The sequence below is a fragment of the Acidovorax sp. LjRoot74 genome (genome assembly GCF_964254355.1).
Taxonomy (GTDB): Bacteria; Pseudomonadota; Gammaproteobacteria; order Burkholderiales; family Burkholderiaceae_C; genus Acidovorax.
The window spans coordinates 2,823,248-2,838,431 of record NZ_CAXUTI020000001.1 but is presented as its reverse complement, the minus strand read 5'-3'; the positions used below and the strand labels follow the sequence as shown (position 1 = coordinate 2,838,431).

Annotated in this window: 18 protein-coding genes; 8 read left to right on the top strand and 10 right to left on the bottom strand. The window is 62.2% G+C overall.

Features of this window, described 5'->3' with window-relative positions:
* Window positions 1-120 precede the first annotated feature (120 nt).
* Both ACSQ3O_RS13360 and ACSQ3O_RS13355 read left to right on the top strand, forming a co-directional pair.
* Window positions 121-1,743 (top strand): PAS domain-containing protein, encoded by a 1,623-nt coding sequence (locus ACSQ3O_RS13360; protein WP_436139227.1) that lies wholly within the window; start codon window positions 121-123, stop codon window positions 1,741-1,743.
* A 205-nt stretch (window positions 1,744-1,948) separates the two neighbouring features.
* Entirely contained in the window at window positions 1,949-2,905 is a 957-nt protein-coding gene (locus ACSQ3O_RS13355) for an AEC family transporter (RefSeq protein ID WP_436139226.1), read from the top strand.
* A gap of 48 nt (window positions 2,906-2,953) precedes the next feature.
* Here ACSQ3O_RS13355 and ACSQ3O_RS13350 read toward each other — a convergent pair whose 3' ends face one another.
* A complete protein-coding gene (locus tag ACSQ3O_RS13350) occupies window positions 2,954-3,370 on the bottom strand; it encodes a DUF7684 family protein (protein ID WP_436139225.1) in 417 nt (138 codons plus the stop codon).
* 52 nt (window positions 3,371-3,422) lie between these two features.
* Entirely contained in the window at window positions 3,423-4,064 is a 642-nt protein-coding gene (gene pdxH / locus ACSQ3O_RS13345; protein ID WP_436139224.1) for a pyridoxamine 5'-phosphate oxidase, read from the bottom strand.
* A gap of 105 nt (window positions 4,065-4,169) precedes the next feature.
* Here pdxH and ACSQ3O_RS13340 point away from each other — a divergent pair, with 105 nt between their 5' ends.
* The 4 genes from ACSQ3O_RS13340 to ACSQ3O_RS13325 all read left to right on the top strand — a co-directional run bounded on the left by ACSQ3O_RS13340 (window position 4,170) and on the right by ACSQ3O_RS13325 (window position 8,548).
* On the top strand, window positions 4,170-4,742 hold the full coding sequence (locus ACSQ3O_RS13340) for a TetR/AcrR family transcriptional regulator (RefSeq protein ID WP_137745469.1): 573 nt from the start codon (window positions 4,170-4,172) through the stop codon (window positions 4,740-4,742).
* Between the two features lie 146 nt (window positions 4,743-4,888).
* Window positions 4,889-5,350, top strand: coding sequence for a (2Fe-2S)-binding protein (locus tag ACSQ3O_RS13335; protein WP_137745468.1), 462 nt, complete (start codon window positions 4,889-4,891; stop codon window positions 5,348-5,350).
* A 28-nt stretch (window positions 5,351-5,378) separates the two neighbouring features.
* Window positions 5,379-7,658, top strand: a complete 2,280-nt coding sequence (locus ACSQ3O_RS13330) for a molybdopterin cofactor-binding domain-containing protein (RefSeq protein WP_436139223.1) — start codon at window positions 5,379-5,381, stop codon at window positions 7,656-7,658.
* Between the two features lie 410 nt (window positions 7,659-8,068).
* Window positions 8,069-8,548 (top strand): hypothetical protein, encoded by a 480-nt coding sequence (locus ACSQ3O_RS13325; protein WP_436139222.1) that lies wholly within the window; start codon window positions 8,069-8,071, stop codon window positions 8,546-8,548.
* Between the two features lie 1,022 nt (window positions 8,549-9,570).
* Here ACSQ3O_RS13325 and ACSQ3O_RS13320 read toward each other — a convergent pair.
* From ACSQ3O_RS13320 to ACSQ3O_RS13310, 3 genes are all read right to left on the bottom strand, one after another.
* Window positions 9,571-9,780: a hypothetical protein gene (locus ACSQ3O_RS13320; RefSeq protein WP_137745464.1), complete on the bottom strand. Its 210-nt coding sequence runs from the start codon at window positions 9,778-9,780 to the stop codon at window positions 9,571-9,573.
* A 32-nt stretch (window positions 9,781-9,812) separates the two neighbouring features.
* Window positions 9,813-10,307, bottom strand: coding sequence for a hypothetical protein (locus ACSQ3O_RS13315; RefSeq protein ID WP_436139221.1), 495 nt, complete (start codon window positions 10,305-10,307; stop codon window positions 9,813-9,815).
* A gap of 245 nt (window positions 10,308-10,552) precedes the next feature.
* Window positions 10,553-10,705 (bottom strand): hypothetical protein, encoded by a 153-nt coding sequence (locus tag ACSQ3O_RS13310; RefSeq protein ID WP_436139220.1) that lies wholly within the window; start codon window positions 10,703-10,705, stop codon window positions 10,553-10,555.
* A gap of 42 nt (window positions 10,706-10,747) precedes the next feature.
* Between ACSQ3O_RS13310 and ACSQ3O_RS13305 the strand changes: the two genes are divergently transcribed.
* The gene (locus ACSQ3O_RS13305; protein WP_436139219.1) at window positions 10,748-11,335 is read left to right on the top strand and encodes a nucleotidyltransferase family protein; all 588 of its coding nucleotides are present in this window, start codon (window positions 10,748-10,750) and stop codon (window positions 11,333-11,335) included.
* A gap of 98 nt (window positions 11,336-11,433) precedes the next feature.
* On the opposite strand, the gene ACSQ3O_RS13300 is transcribed toward ACSQ3O_RS13305, so the two are convergent.
* From ACSQ3O_RS13300 to ACSQ3O_RS13290, 3 genes are all read right to left on the bottom strand, one after another.
* Window positions 11,434-12,096, bottom strand: a complete 663-nt coding sequence (locus ACSQ3O_RS13300; RefSeq protein ID WP_436139218.1) for a DUF4124 domain-containing protein — start codon at window positions 12,094-12,096, stop codon at window positions 11,434-11,436.
* Window positions 12,097-12,217: 121 nt separating this feature from the next.
* On the bottom strand, window positions 12,218-12,745 hold the full coding sequence (locus ACSQ3O_RS13295; protein ID WP_436139217.1) for a superoxide dismutase family protein: 528 nt from the start codon (window positions 12,743-12,745) through the stop codon (window positions 12,218-12,220).
* Between the two features lie 100 nt (window positions 12,746-12,845).
* A complete protein-coding gene (locus ACSQ3O_RS13290; protein ID WP_436139216.1) occupies window positions 12,846-13,439 on the bottom strand; it encodes a gamma-glutamylcyclotransferase in 594 nt (197 codons plus the stop codon).
* A gap of 119 nt (window positions 13,440-13,558) precedes the next feature.
* Between ACSQ3O_RS13290 and ACSQ3O_RS13285 the strand changes: the two genes are divergently transcribed.
* Entirely contained in the window at window positions 13,559-14,086 is a 528-nt protein-coding gene (locus ACSQ3O_RS13285; RefSeq protein ID WP_436139215.1) for an OmpA family protein, read from the top strand.
* A 117-nt stretch (window positions 14,087-14,203) separates the two neighbouring features.
* Here ACSQ3O_RS13285 and gloA read toward each other — a convergent pair whose 3' ends face one another.
* Window positions 14,204-14,617, bottom strand: a complete 414-nt coding sequence (gene gloA / locus ACSQ3O_RS13280) for a lactoylglutathione lyase (RefSeq protein WP_436139214.1) — start codon at window positions 14,615-14,617, stop codon at window positions 14,204-14,206.
* Window positions 14,614-15,165, bottom strand: a complete 552-nt coding sequence (locus tag ACSQ3O_RS13275) for a PaaI family thioesterase (RefSeq protein WP_436139213.1) — start codon at window positions 15,163-15,165, stop codon at window positions 14,614-14,616. The genes gloA and ACSQ3O_RS13275 overlap by 4 nt, the downstream gene beginning before the upstream one ends.
* Window positions 15,166-15,184: the final 19 nt, after the last annotated feature.

Here is a 15,184-nt window from a genome sequence, read left to right as displayed (position 1 = left end):
ACCCGATTCTGGAATGGAGTTTGCACCGCAGCAGGCCGCCCACAACCGGGTTGTGCGACGCGCGAAGGACTTGTTCAGCGCCGCCCTGCATGTACCTGACCTGTTTTGCGATATCCCTGCATGCCTAACACTCCCGCGCCGTCCGCGAACCTGCTGCAACTGCTGCCCGAGGCGGTGGTGCAGACCGATGCGCTGTGGGAGATCACGTATCTGAATCCCGCGTGGCACAAGCTCACGGGCCATCCGGTGGCTGCGGCGCTCGGCAGGTCTTTGCTGGAGTTCGTGCATCCCGACGACGTCGGCACCATGCGCTCGGGCATGCCGGTGTTCCGCTTGCGCTTTGCCGACGCGGACTACCGCTGGGTGCGCCTGCAGTTCCACCCGGAGACGGATGCGGCGGAGCGGGTGATCAGCCGCCAGGGTGTGCTGATCGAGATCACCGAGGTCACCGAACAGGTGCTGGTGGAAGTTCGCCAGCGCTTTTTGCGCTTGCTGGAAACCATTGACGGCGTGGTGTGGGAGGCTGAAATCGGCGTGGGCAATACCTTTCTGAGCCCGCAGGTCGAACGCTTGTTCGGTTACTCCGTCGAGGAGTGGCGCGCGGACCCGGGCTTCTGGCGGGCGCATGTGCATCCCGATGATCTGGCGCAGGCCCTGGTGATCGACGATGCCGCCTACAACGCCACCCACAGCCATGCCTACGAGATGAGTTACAGGCTGATTGCCAAGTCTGGCAAGGTCGTGTGGGTGCGTGATCTGTGCCGTGCCGTGGTCGAGCCAGGGCGGCCGAACCGCATGATCGGCCTGATGATCGATGTCACCCAACAGAAGGACACCGAACTCGAATTGGTGCACTCTGAAAACCGCTATTCGCTGGCAACGCGCGGATCCAATGACGGCATCTGGTACTGGGACTTGCGAACGGACGCCCTGCATGTGTCCGGGCGTTTTCTCCAGATCGTCGGGCTGGGTAGCCGCGATCATGTGCATGACGGAGGCTGGCGCTTTTTGGAGCAACTCATCGATCCCGAGGATCGCGCTCGCGTGCAGGAGGCCTACCGCAGGCACCTGTCGGGAAACAGTCCGAACTTTTCGGTGGACTTTCGCGCGTTCCACGGGGCCGGGCGGCTGGTGTGGGTCAATTGGCGCGGGCTCGCCGAGTTCGAAGATGGTGTTCCCGTGCGCATGGCGGGATCGCTCAGCGATCTGGCCGAGCGTGGCAGTTCCTACGATGCGTTGACCAACTTGCCCGGCCGGCCGCTGTTCCGCGATCGCCTTGCGCAACTGATCGCGCTGCACCAGAACGAGGTGGTGAACGGTGATGGCATGCCAACGCTCGGTGGAGCTACGATGTTCGCCGTGCTGCTGCTGGACCTCAACGGGTTCAAGGCCGCCAATGACAGCTACGGGCACCATGTGGGCGACCAGTTGTTGCAGCAGGTGGCGCGGCGGCTCGAATCCTGCGTGCGGGCGGTGGATCTGGTCGCCCGCATGAGTGGCGACGAGTTCAATGTGCTGCTGGAGTCCATTGATCCCGCCGAAGCCAGCCAACGCGCACACCAGATTGCCGCGGCCCTCGCTGCGCCTTATGTGATCGGCACGCACACCGTGATCAGTGGCGCGAGTATCGGATTGGCCAACAGCGCATCCAGGCTGGCGACGGTGGACGACTACCTGCGCGCTGCAGACACTGCCATGTACCGGGCTAAAAGCCAGTCACTGGGTGTGTGCGTTTTTCAATAAAGCGCGTTCCAGGGTGTGATTGGCGCCGGATTTTCTTGCATCAAAATGGCCTCCTGCGCCTCCTGTGCAAGCACTAGTAGCTATTGAATTCATAGTGCATAGACGCGCGTGAGGCCGCCGCCCAAGCCACAATAGGGCCCTGCTACGGGCTATTTGCCCCCTCCCACTTGCCCCTTCTTGCCGCGTTCGCGCGCCGGCTACCGCCTTGAACTCGCCCGTTTTCACCTCGCTGATCCCCGTCATCCTGTTCATCGCCATCGGCTTTTATGTGGGACGGCGCGGCTGGATCCGCGCGGCGTCGGTCAAGGACCTGGCCAACCTGGTGTTCATGGTGCTCACGCCCGCGCTGCTGTTCCGCACCATGAGCACGGTGCACATCCAGGAGCTGAACTTTGGCCCCGTAGGCATCTACTTTGTGACGTTTGGCGTGGTGTATGCAGCGACGCTGGCACTGCAGGGCTTCAACACCCTGGGCGCTGCGCGGGCGCTGGCCAATACCTTCAGCAACACGCTGATGATCGGTGTGCCCCTGGTGGGCCTGGTGTTTGGCGATGCAGGGCTGGTCACGCTGTTCACCTTGATCTCGGTGCACTCGCTCATCCTGCTCACCGCCGCCACGGTGGTGTTCGAGCTGGCCGCCGCGCGCGAACATGCGGGGCAGGCAGGCGGTACCCAGCAACCCCTATGGCGCACCGTGCTGCAGGCCATGCGCAATGGCATCGTGCACCCGGTGCCACTGCCCATCATTGCGGGCCTGCTGTTTGCGCAGACCGGCCTGGTGGTGCCCGAGGTGGTGGGCAAGCCCCTGCAGCTGCTGGGCCAGGCGCTGGGGCCCATCGCGCTGCTGCTGGTGGGGGTGACGCTGGCGTTCACCAAGGTCGGCCACCAGTTCAAGGCGGCAATGCGCATTGCGCTCGTCAAATGTGTGGTGCACCCGCTGGTGCTGGCGGCCCTGGGCTGGGCGCTGGGCCTGTCGGGCATGCCGCTGGCGGTGATGATCGTGGCCGCCTCGCTGCCCGTGGGGGCCAACGTGTTCTTGTTTTCGCAGCGCTACCGCGTGGCAGAGGAAGAGGTGACGGCGAGCGTGGCCGTGTCTACCGCGCTGGGGCTGGTGACGATGCCGGTGGTGATATTGGCGGTGACGCGGTGGGTGGTGGGGTGACCATCGCAGCAGTGCGCAAGTCAACTGTTCGGCAGCATGTTTGATCGCCTACGCTTCTCGGTACAAGCTGCAAATTTCTTCTTCGCGCGGCTCATGCGCGATATGCAAAAGCAGCGTTGAGCGTAGCTCTGCAAACGGATGGTCTGCGAAGTGCTTGCAGAAATGCATGACCTCCCGCAGCGACTGGTTCTCATGCCATGAGGTCAGGACAAAGCTTTCCTCCGGTATATCTCCATCAGCAAAATGCTCGATGTTTGCCCAGTCCACAGAGTCGTCCCAGGAGCTGCAGCCAATGCCCCAGGCCATCATTTGCAAACAGCCTGAGCGTACCAGCCAGTCGCTCACCGTGTTCTGCCAGAGCGCCGACACGTCCGACTCGATCATGACGAGGGCACGAAAGCTCCCCAGAGAAAGCTGGGGCAGCTCAGACTCCGTGTCGAGACGGAGATAAACGACTTCGGGCATGGATCTATTGGGTGGCTTGCCGCTGAGGCCCACATACGGCGGGCAGCGGTGTTCAGGGCGCCAGCCGCTCACGCACCCATTCGCCCGCGTCCAGCCGGTAGCGCAGCCGGTCATGCAACCGGCTCTTGCGCCCCTGCCAGAACTCCCACAGATCGGGCTTGAGGCGGTAGCCGCCCCAGTGCGGCGGGCGGGGTGGCTTGAGCATAAACTGCGCGCCGTATTTGGCCGCGTTGGCCACCAGCACACCACGGCCTGAAATCACCTGGCTTTGCGGGCTGGCCCAGGCGCCGATGCGGGAGTCGAGCGGGCGACTGTGGAAGTACTCGTCGCTTTCTTCATCGCTGACCTTCTCCACCGTGCCTTCGATGCGCACCACCCGTTCCAGCTCCACCCAGTGGAACTGAAGGGCGGCAAAAGGGTTGCCCGCCAGTTGGCGGCCCTTGCGGCTGTCGTAGTTGGTAAACCAGACAATGCCGCGCTCGTCGTATCCCTTGATGAGCACGATGCGCGTGCTGGGGCGCAGGTCGCTGCCCACGGTGGCCAGCGTCATGGCGTTGGGCTCGGGTACTTCGGCGCTAATGGCTTCTTTGAGCCACTGGTCAAACTGCTGCAGGGGGGCAGCGTGCGAGGCGTCTTCGTTGAGTTCGGCGCGCTCGTAGCTTTTGCGGAGGTCGGCGATGGAGTTCGTGGTCATGGCCACGATTGTGCACCCCGGGATTTGCAGCCCGGTCGCGCGGCAAGCTGCTCCATGAAAGGCGTGGTTGTTGTCGAATGCTTATTCGCTTATATTGGCGCAGCGATGAAACCCAAAGACGACGAAAAACAGCGCGCCATAGCCCAGGCCACCTTCGAGCTGGTGGCCCAGACAGGCCTGAGCGGCCTGACCATGGCCGAAATCGCCCGCAACGCGGGACTCGCCACAAGCACGCTGTATGTGTACTACCCGTCCAAGGACGAACTCATCAGCCAGCTCTACCAGGACGCCAAGACCGTGACCGCCGCCCGCATCATGGAAGGTGTGGTGCCCGGCACGCCGTACCGGGGGCGGGTGCGGCGCATCTGGGGCAACCTGCTGCGCCACCGACTGGACCAGTATGCAGAGGTGGTGTTCCAGGAACAGTACTACAACTCGCCCTGGTTCACCGAGGGCAACCGCGAGTTTTCTACCCGGCTGATGGCGGGCTTTTTTGCGCTGATGGAAGAGGGCCAGCAGCAGGAAATCTTGAAGGCGGTCCCCATCCCGCTGCTCACGGCCAGCCTGGTGGGCTCGGTGCGCGAGACGGGCAACCTGATCCGCACCCAGGTGCTGCCCGATGAAGAGGCCGTGCACCAGATGGCCTTTGGGCTGTGCTGGGACGCGATTAAGGCCTGAGAAGCTAGGGTCAGCACGAATTCTCGATTTCGGTTTTAATCGAATAAATATTCTCCAAAACAACAACACGGCGAAAAACCACGTCAACGCCGTACCAGCTTGCGCTGTGCTTTTGAGCGCTGTCCTTCACACCAAGGAGTCCCACGATGCCTACTTTGAACGTCAACGGCAAAGACACCCCCGTCGATGCCGACGAATCCACGCCCATCCTCTGGGCCCTGCGTGACACGCTGGGCATGACCGGTACCAAGTTTGGCTGCGGCCAGGCCTTGTGCGGCGCCTGCACGGTGCACCTGAACGGCGCGCCCATCCGCTCGTGCATCACGCCGATCTCGGCGGCCGCAGGGCAGAAGATCACCACCATCGAGGCCGTCACGGCCAGCGACAAGGTGGGCAAGGCCGTGCACGCGGCCTGGGTCAAGCACGACGTGGCCCAGTGCGGCTATTGCCAAAGCGGCCAGATCATGAGCGCGACCGCGCTGCTCAAGGGCAAGAAGAAGCCCACCGACGCCGACATCGACGCCGCCATGGCGGGCAACGTCTGCCGCTGTGGCACCTATGTGCGCATTCGCGCGGCCATCCACGACGCCGCCAAGGCGCTGGCCTGACCGACACCACCGACCGAAGGAGAACACCATGCATTTCGACCCTTCTGCCGTGGCAGCCGCCCGCAGCCACATGCCAAAAAACCTCCTTGCGCTGATGGATAAGGCGCAAGCAGCTACTGATTCAATAGCATCGGACGCAACCGACGGTGTGGCGCGCCGCACCTTTCTGAAGGTGACTGCGGCCTCGGGCTTTGCTCTGGGCGCGTTTCCACTGGTGTCCGCTGCACAGGGCGCGGCGGCTGCGGGGCCCGCAGGCCTCAAGCCGCATGAGCAGCCCTCGGCCTTTGTGCGCATCGATGCCGATGGCACCGTCACCGTCACCATCAACCGCCTGGACTTTGGCCAGGGCGTGCAAACCGGCCTGCCCATGATCCTGGCCGAGGAGCTGGATGCCGACTGGAGCAAGGTGCGCAGCGTGCACGGCGACGCCAACCCGGCCTATGCCGACCCTGCGTTTGGCATGCACCTCACCGGGGGCTCCAACTCCATCAAGAACTCGTACACCCAGTACCGCGAGCTGGGCGCGCGCACCCGGGCCATGCTGGTCGGGGCTGCCGCTGCGCAGTGGAGTGTGGACGCGTCGGCCCTGCGCACCAGCAACGGCTTTGTGGTCGGCCCCGGCGGCAAGAAGCTGGGCTACGGCCAACTGGCCGAAGCCGCCATGAAGCAGCCCGTGCCTGAAAAGGTCACGCTCAAGGACCCCAAGCAGTTCCGCATCATCGGCAAGCCCACCGGGCGGCTGGATGCCAAGGCCAAGTCGAGCGGCCAACAGGACTACGGCATCGACGTGCGCCTGCCCGGCATGCTCACGGCCGTGGTGGCCCGCCCGCCCGTGTTTGGCGGCAAGGTGAAGTCGCTGGACGACAGCGCCGCCAAAGCCATCAAGGGCGTCAAGGCCGTGCTGCGCGTGCCCACCGACCGGGGCGGCGAAGGCATTGCCATCGTGGCCGACGGCTACTGGCCTGCCAAGCAGGGGCGCGACGCTCTCAAGGTGGAATGGGACACCAGCGCCGTCACCAAGCCCGACACTGCCCAACTGCTGATGCAGTACCGCGAATTCGCTGCCAAGCCGGGCAATGTGGCCATGCAGGCCGACATGGCGCCGCTGGCCGGCGCGGCACACAAGATCAGCGCCGAGTTCGTCTTCCCGTACCTGGCGCATGCACCCATGGAGCCGCTCAACTGCACCGTGAAGCTGGACGGCGACAAAGCTGAACTCTGGATGGGCACCCAAATGCCCGGCCTGGACGCCATGGCCGCAGCCAAGACGCTGGGCCTGCAGCCGCAGAACGTCAAGGTCCACACCCAGATGGCCGGTGGCGGTTTTGGTCGCCGGGCCATCCCCACCAGCGACTACGTGGTGGAGGCCTGCGGCGTAGCCAAGGCCGCGCGCACAGCAGGCATCACCGCCCCGGTGCGCACCCTGTGGAGCCGGGAAGACGACATCAAGGGCGGCTACTACCGCCCCATGCACGTGCACCGCGCCGAGATCGGGTTTGATGCGCAGGGCAAAATCCTGGCGTGGGACCACACCATCGTCGGCCAGTCCATCGTCAAGGGCTCGCCGTTCGAGGCCTTCATGGTCAAGAACGGCATCGACGCCACGGCCATCGAGGGCATGAAGGAGCCCTATGACGTGCCCATGAAGCTGTCGGTGCACCACCCCGATGTGAATGTGCCCGTGCTGTGGTGGCGCAGCGTGGGCTCCACCCACACGGCCTATGCCATGGAGACCCTGATCGACGAAGTGGCCCGCGCCACGAAGCAAGACCCCGTGGCCTACCGCCTGGCCCTGATGGGCGACAAGCACCCGCGCCACAAGGCGGCGCTGCAGCTGGCCGTGGCGCAATCGGGCTACGGCAAAAAGAAGCTCGCCCCCGGCTGCGCCTGGGGCGTGGCGGTGCACGAGTCGTTCCAGTCGGTCGTGGCCTATGTGGTTGAGGCGTCGGTCAAAGACGGCACGCCCAAGCTGCACAGCATCACCGCAGGCGTGCACTGCAACCTGGTGGTCAACCCGAAAAGCGTGGAAGCCCAGGTGCAGGGCGGAGCGCTGATGGGCCTGTCGATGTGCCTGCCCGGCGCCGCCATCACCTTGAAGGACGGCGTGGTGGAGCAAAGCAACTTCGGCGACTTCGCCGTGCCTCGCATCACCGACATGCCCCAGGTGGCCGTACACATCGTGCCGAGTGCGGAGCCACCTACGGGGATGGGTGAACCGGGGTTGCCGCCGCTGGCACCTGCGTTTGCGAATGCGGTGGCGCGCTTGACGGGGAAGACGCCTAGGGAGTTGCCGTTCAAGTTGGCTTGAGCGGGTTGGATGGAATGGGAGCGCCGGGTTTGAAAAAGCTCGGCGCTTTTTTGTGGCTCATTCGGTTGCGCCAGTTCGGCGTGCGGGGCATTGCCAGGGATCCTCTGCACGAATCAAGCGGTAAGTGTGCGCTGCGGATCGGGAGGGGCTGCAAGGCGCAAAACGCAGCAATAGCCGTAGCTATTGCGAGTATTTGCAACCCGACAGACCGCCCGAGACCGCTGATGCACACGGCGCGCTGATTCATGCTGAGGGTCCCTGGGGCTGTGTTTCGCGAGCGGCTTTTGGTCTACTTCAAACGGTGGTGAATGTGATGGAGAGGTTGCTTCAACGCGGCGATTGCTGTCATCCGCTCCGCGTCGTTGAACGCGTACTATCGGCCAAGTGCGGCCATTCAACTGAGCGGGGTGATGGAGCTAGCTAACTACTTCAATCGTGACGATGGTTCCCTCCCGGAAATTGCGGTGCAGTTCGCAAGCGGCGAGGGCGTGGTCGCCGGACTCAACCTTCTTTTCGCAAACGGCGCGCAGGATATTTCCGCTGGTGGGGCACGCTTGTGGCTGAAAGATTCCAGCGGGAGCCGGAGTTTTGAGGGCCCCAGGGACGCGGAGCTTGTTACTGCGGGAGTTGCGGAGCCATTGCACTTGGTTCTCGCCAACATCACCTGTGCTGGTAGCACGCTTCCTGATTTAGGCGTTTTAATCTTAAGTGACGCGCTAATCCTCGACTATCGGATGGGGCCAGAGTGGGAGGCGCGCAAAATTGACGCGTTGCTTACGCTTCTTCGCGATTTAGAAAGATTCGGTGGGCGCGTTTCCGCAACCGAGTGGTGGGGTGATGCGATTGCCCCACTTCTTGAGAAAGTGCTAAATCAACAGGACACAACCTGAGGGTCTGTTTTGGGCCCAGAGCCGAAAGTGGGCACCGTTTCCCAGAGCAGTCATTGATTCGTATCCACCTGCTTGCAGCGGAAAACGTGACTATCGAGAGCCCTGGCTTTGCAAGTTCGCAGGCTATAGTTTGCCTCCGTGAACTTTTCGGAGGGGCCGGAATGTTTGTCTGGAATGCGGTGGCAGCCCAGCTGCTTACAAATCTGGGCTCCAAGCCGTTTTCAGGAGCAATCAGTGTCCCAAAGTAGCCCCTATCGTTCAGCTTGTCCCGCAGGTCTTGCGAGATAAATTGTGTTTGGGTTCAGCTAGGCAGAGCAATGAGAGAAATGATTGGGCTAATGTCCAACGCCAAATGGAAGAAGCTCTTTGCCCACTTGGCACAAGTAGGGGCGGCTAGCTTTTGCACATGGAAATTGCTGGAGTGGGAGATTTCCAGAGATGGCTTTCTTCCCGCACTAGATTGCCTCACCGAGCTAGGTGTCGGTGATTGTGGTGCAGTTCAGGGCGGCCCATTTCAATACTCAGAGATTGAGTGGCTGCTCATCCCCGAAAAGACAACGAGGTGGCCCCAAGCGCAACCTCAGCATCGTTATGAGTCCCAAGATATAGGTAGAGTCCAGGCGGAAATTGATTCGCTGGGGCAGTACCCGTACCAGATCACCTCAGCAGGGCTAGTGGTAAGTGGGTATGCGTCTCAACAATTCGTTTAACGCCGACACGCTTCGTGGGCGGCAGTAACTCCAACTTTGAACGTCCGCTTCTCCTTGCTGCAACCGACCATTCCTGGCCGATAGTACTCATTCGCGGACGCGTCCCGCATATCCGCAACCAGCCTAAAGCAGCTTCCCATCTCTTTCCGCACTTTCGCAATCTGAAAACAGAAAATGCTTCCACTGCTGCGTGTGGGCATCAAGAAAATCGGCGCACTATCGATTTTTTTAGATTCCAGAGTTTTTTTGATGATCAGCGCCCGTTATGGGCCATCGCCAATGGCAGGTGTCACGCCGTATGCTTGGCGGCGCTCAATCTTTGAGATCCACCCCAAGAATGCCCAGCTTTTGAGCATACGAGTCCCTGCGTTTTGCAGCCTTTGCAGCTGTTTCGGTGGCGGCTTGGATTGCCTTGGGGCCTTTATTTGCCGCAGCTTTGATCAGCCCGAACTTATGATCGGCATCTGCTTCGGCCCGCTTGAATGTGGCAATCAGTTCAGCATGCGCAGTGGGTGGACTCACAGTGGCTCCCATATCAGTCAGCGTCGGTACTTTTAAATTTTGACGTTGGTACGAAGCAAGGCCGTTTTTAATTCGCGCGTGGCCGGTTTGGAAATATCCACCTTTTGCACTGCCAGATCGAACGAAGAGCCTGGCTTGATGCTGGTGGGCAGTATCTTTTTAACTGGAAGCTTGGCAGGGTAGGTGCCTTTACCCGGACACATGCGAACGGAAAACCCGAATTCCTCGAGCAGGCCTTTTGCATACAGCTCCGCCAATTGGTGAAACGATACGAAGGTGGAGCGTTTTACGTCTTTGAGTCCGGGCTGGCTGACGTCGCGAACGAGCTCGAATTTGCCCAGTGAATCGCGCTGTGTATCGGTAAAAGGATGCAACAAGATAGTCTGACGAACGCCATCTTTTTTGGACACCAAAGAGTGCTCGACGGTTATATCGGTTAACAGCATATTTTTCCTGGCTCCGCGAGTTGTGGTTTGCACGGCCGCATCAGCCGACGTACCACCCCAGGTAGCAGATTTTTTTTTCAAGCCCCGCACCGGGGAGCCAATGCCCCTTGGGTTGCGAAGTGCGCGATACGGGCAAAAATCACCCGGAGGGCGAGGACTTTAACCGAAGGGCAGCCAATCGCCGAACCCTATTGCTTGTCAAACAGACCGCTTCGGGTCAAAAACTGCCTGCCAATGGTGGTCGAGTAAAAGTCCGAGTCACAGCCCGCAGATTCGTAAGCGATACCTATTTTTCTCTAGCAATCGCCTCTAATTTCGATAACACCTTATTTCGCAGGTACCCGCGTCATCGCCTCTTTCATGGTTTCCACAATCGCATCCTGCAAGTGGTGCAGTTGCCCTCCAGGAGCAAAGATGTCGGGCTGGTCGCGAGCGAGCTTGCCGGTCACGGTCCAGACGTTGCTGCGCAGCGATGCCATGATCTGACTTGCCCCCAAACCAAGCATCCCCGCATCCACTCCATGCCTCTCCCTCTCACCCCACCCACCGTCCTCGTCCTCGCCTCGGGCCGTGGCGAGCGTTTCAAAGCATCGGGCGGCAGCGTTCACAAACTGCAGGCCTTGCTGGCGGGCAAACCTGTGCTGCAGCACACTTTGGATGCCGTGCGCGCCAGTGGCTTGCCCTGGCATGTGGAGGATGCCGGACACCCCGGTATGGGCGATTCGATTGCAGCCGCTGTGCGGCAAACTGTGAGCGCTGCGGGCTGGCTGGTGTTGCCTGGCGATTTGCCGCTGGTGCAGCCCGCCACGTTGCGGGCCGTGGCGCAGGTGCTTTTGGATCAGCGGGCCGTGGTGGCATGGCCGGAGTTTGCGGGAGAGCGGGGGCACCCGGTGGCGTTTGGGCGGGATTGCCTGGAGGGTTTGCTGGCCTTGTCTGGCGAGAAGGGTGCCGCGCCGGTGGTCCGGCACTGGGAGCAGTTGGGGCGTGGGCTGGCTGTGCCGGTGCAGGACGAGGGTGTGGTGTCGGACATTGACACCGTGCAGGCGCTGCAACGGGCTGAGGCGTTGTTGGCGAAAACTCAGGTGCACCGAGACGCTGGCGGTCGCTGATCTGGAGCGCATATCAGCCGAAGAAGTCCTCGGCTGATGTGTTCAATGCAGCCCCGGCGGGGTGCGATTCGCGGACCCTGTCGGTCTGCGTCGCGGACTCAGGAGCAGTGCCAGCTTGCGGTGGATTTACCCGCAGACTTGGTACACGTGCGACCGTCGGCAGCAGTGATGGCGTCTGCATTGGTCTTTTTGTAAACGGCACCAGCATCGTCGTAGCAGAACCCGCTGTCGCAGTGGGTAATGACCGGGTTGGCTTTCACGATCACCTTGGGCGGCTCTTGCATGAGCGGTGTGTTGGTGCCACAGGTGGCGTTCACATTGGTAATGGCGGCATTGGTGCGCACGCGCTTTTCATCGGGCGGCAGGGTTCGAATGCTGGAGACGAACTCCACTTCTTTCTGCGCATTTTTGCAGGCCGGAGTGGCGGCAAGGGGTGTCTGGGCGCTGGTTTGGCGGGGGGAGGGGAGCGGTGCGTCTTGCTGGACGCGCTCGGCGGCTTGGGCCCGGTACTTTCTGTCGGTCGCGGCATCAGCGTTGGCGCGGTCCTGGGCAATCTCTGCCGCGCTTTTTTGGCGCTCGATCAGTTTGCTGGTTTGCCCTTCAGCGCACGGCGCATCGGTGTAGATGCTTTGGCCTGCTGTGTTGGTGCAGCGATGCACTTGGGCTTGGGCTGCGGACATCACAACAGCGCAAATGGCGATTCCCATCAGTCGGCTTTTTCTCATGGTTTTCTCCTGTACCGAGAGCAACGTTTGAGCCAACGTGTGCGCTGACCGTTTGCGAGGCTATGGCGCGAAAAAAAGCCGCTGCGGTGGGCAGCGGCTTGGAGCCAGTGTTGCGGTGCCGGGGCCAGAGGCTGCCGCCGGGCACAAGGCCAGCGGTTTATTTGGCAGCGATGACCGCACAGGCCAGGCGGGGCCCGGCATTGCCGGTGGGCTGGGTCTTGTAGTCGTCGGGGTCGCGGTGGACGATCAGGCCCTTGCCTACGATGTCATTGGCCGTGCTGCCCACGCGGATCGTGCGCGATTCAAAATTGAACGTGGCCACGCCGTTGGCATCGGCCTTCAGGCTGGGCAGGTCGCCCGTGTGGTGATCACCCATGCCGTGGTGGCCGTGGGCCTTGCCACCTGGGTTGAAGTGGCCACCAGTGCTCATGCCGTCGCCGCTGCTGCAGTCGCCTTTTTCGTGCACATGAAAGCCGTGCTCGGCACTGGGCTTGAGGCCGCTGATGGAGCCCGACACCTTCACCACGTCGCCCGACTGCACAAAAGAAACCGTGCCTGTCGCCGTGTTGCCGCGCGTGGGTTCCAGCTTGGCGGTGGCACTGGGGCCCGACGAATAGGCTGCGCAACCTGCCATGGCAAGCACAGCAATGGTCGAAAGGGCATATGCAAAACGAATCTTCTTCATGGTTCCAACTCCTGCGGATAGGTAAAAGAACGCGGTATTGAACCCGGCCCCAAGGCACAGTCTCGCCAACCGCAGCATGCGCGTCCAGCAAAAGTGTGCACTATGCCTCTTTTTGGGCCAGCGCAATCAATCGGGCCAGGGCCCGGTCGTGGATGCCGTGCCGCCGCAGCTCGTCGTAGGTGGCCTGGGCGTAGTCCCGCGTGGTGCCATAGCGGCCGCAGGCTTCGTCAAAAATGCGGCGGTACTCGTGGTCGGGCAGCTCGCCCGTGTGGTTAGGGCTTTTGCGGGAGAGGGTGAAGGCCAGTGCACTCACCGAGCCATGGGGCGTCTGGCAGGCAAGCCAGCGAGGGTCATACACGCCGGTGGGCATCTCGCGTTGCCACAGGTTGATCATGACCTGCCGGGCGTGCGCCTTGTCCACCCGGAACACCATGCCCCGGCAACTGCCGCCCGAGAGCATGCCAAACACCAGGCCCGGGCATTCGGGCGTGCCGCGGTTGATGCGGCTCCACATCTTCAGGGCCCGGTGCCAGCCATGCACCTTGGCCGGACGGCGCTCGGCGTAGTCAAAATCCGGGCGCCAGATGAGCGAGCCGTAGCCAAAGATCCACAGGTCCTGGTGGCCGCCCCATTCATCCAGGGCGCGCTCCAGCATGGGGGCCGGATCGCGAAGGGGCGCGGGGAAATTCGTCATGGGAGCACTCTACAATCGAAAGCTTTGTTCAGCATGCCGGGGCGGCGCCAACACCGTGGCGTTGGGCGTTGGCACCGCACGTTTTTCTCTTCTATTAACCATCACTCTGGGGATTTTCAATGTCTAGCTCTGACGACGATAGCCAACAACGTTTTGCCCTTGGTTTCCTGTTTGCGCTGATCGCGCTCGTGATTTCGGCGGTGGTGGGCACCGTGGTGGTGAAACGCGTCGGCGCTTCGGGCGCGGCCAAGCCTGCCGCTACCGCAGTTGCAAACAGCGCGCCAGCTGCTGCAGCCGTGGTTGCAGTGGCTGACGAAGCCAGCGTGCGGGTCGAAAACGGCGTGGTGAAGTTCTACTTTGCCACTGCCAAGGCCGACCTGGCTGCAGGCGCCAACGAAGCCCTGGCCGATGTGGTCAAGGGTGTGGCCGAAGGCAAGAAGGCCGTGGTCTCTGGCTTTCACGACGCCACGGGCGATGCCGCCCTGAACGCCGAGCTGGCCAAGCAGCGCGCCTTTGCCGTGCGCGATGCCCTCAAGGCCCTTGGCGTGGCCGAAGACAAGATCGAGCTGAAGAAGCCCGAAGAAACCACGGCCAGCGGCAGCAACGCCGAAGCCCGCCGTGTGGAAGTAGCCCTGGGCGCGCAGTGATCGCGGCACTCTGCACACCATAAAAAAACCCGGCCAGGCCGGGTTTTTTTATGGTCAAAAATGCCGTCTGCGCACGCCTATCATGCCAAAGCAGCTACATTTTTAATAGCAATATCATCAACGCAGGCCCTGGCCGCCCACGCCCTCGGCGCGCTGGATCAGTTCGATCTTGTAGCCGTCCGGGTCCGTCACAAACGCGATCACCGTGGTGCCGCCTTTGACGGGACCGGCTTCGCGCGTCACGTTGCCGCCCGAGGCCTTGATCTTCTCGCACGCTGCATACGCATCGGGCACACCCAGGGCGATGTGGCCGTAGGCCGTGCCCATGTCGTAGCTTTCCACGCCCCAGTTGTAGGTCAGCTCGATCTCGGCCTGGCCCGGGTTGCCGCCTTCGAAGCCCAGAAAGGCCAGCGAGTATTTGTACTCGGGGTTCTCGGACTGGCGCAGCAGCTGCATGCCCAGAACGTTGGTGTAGAAATCAATCGAGCGTTGAAGGTTGCCAACGCGCAGCATCGTGTGGAGGAATTTCATCCCTTCGATTGTGCAGGCAAGTCGAAAACCAGGCAGGTGGTGGTGGCGTGGGCATACAGCGTGCCGTCCGGCCCCACCAGGCGCGCCTCGGCCGTGGCCAGCTGGCGTCCGCTGTGGATCACACGGCCTTCGGCGCGCACGCGCTGCACCTTGGGCGTGATGGCCTTGACCAGGTTGATGCCCAGCTCGGCCGTCGTGTAGCCGCGCCCGGGCTCCATGCGGGTGTGCACCGCGCAGCCCAGGGCCGAGTCGAGCAGGGTGGCAAACCAGCCGCCGTGCACCGTGCCCATGGGGTTCAGGTGCTCTGCGCGCGGCGTGCCCTGGAAGATGGCTGTGCCTTCGCCCACTTCCACAATCAGAAAGTCCAGCGTCTTGGCAATGGCGGCATAGGGCAGCTCGCCGCGCAGCATGGCCTGCATCTGCTGCAGCCCGTTCAGGTGGGCGATCTGCTCCCGCGTGGCCACGCCCGGGCCAGGGCCTGCATCCAGCGTGGTGAGGATGTCGCGCTCCTGCGCCAGCCAGTGTTCGAGGTGGTTGTGTTGGGTCATGGGGTGTCCTGGTCGTTGC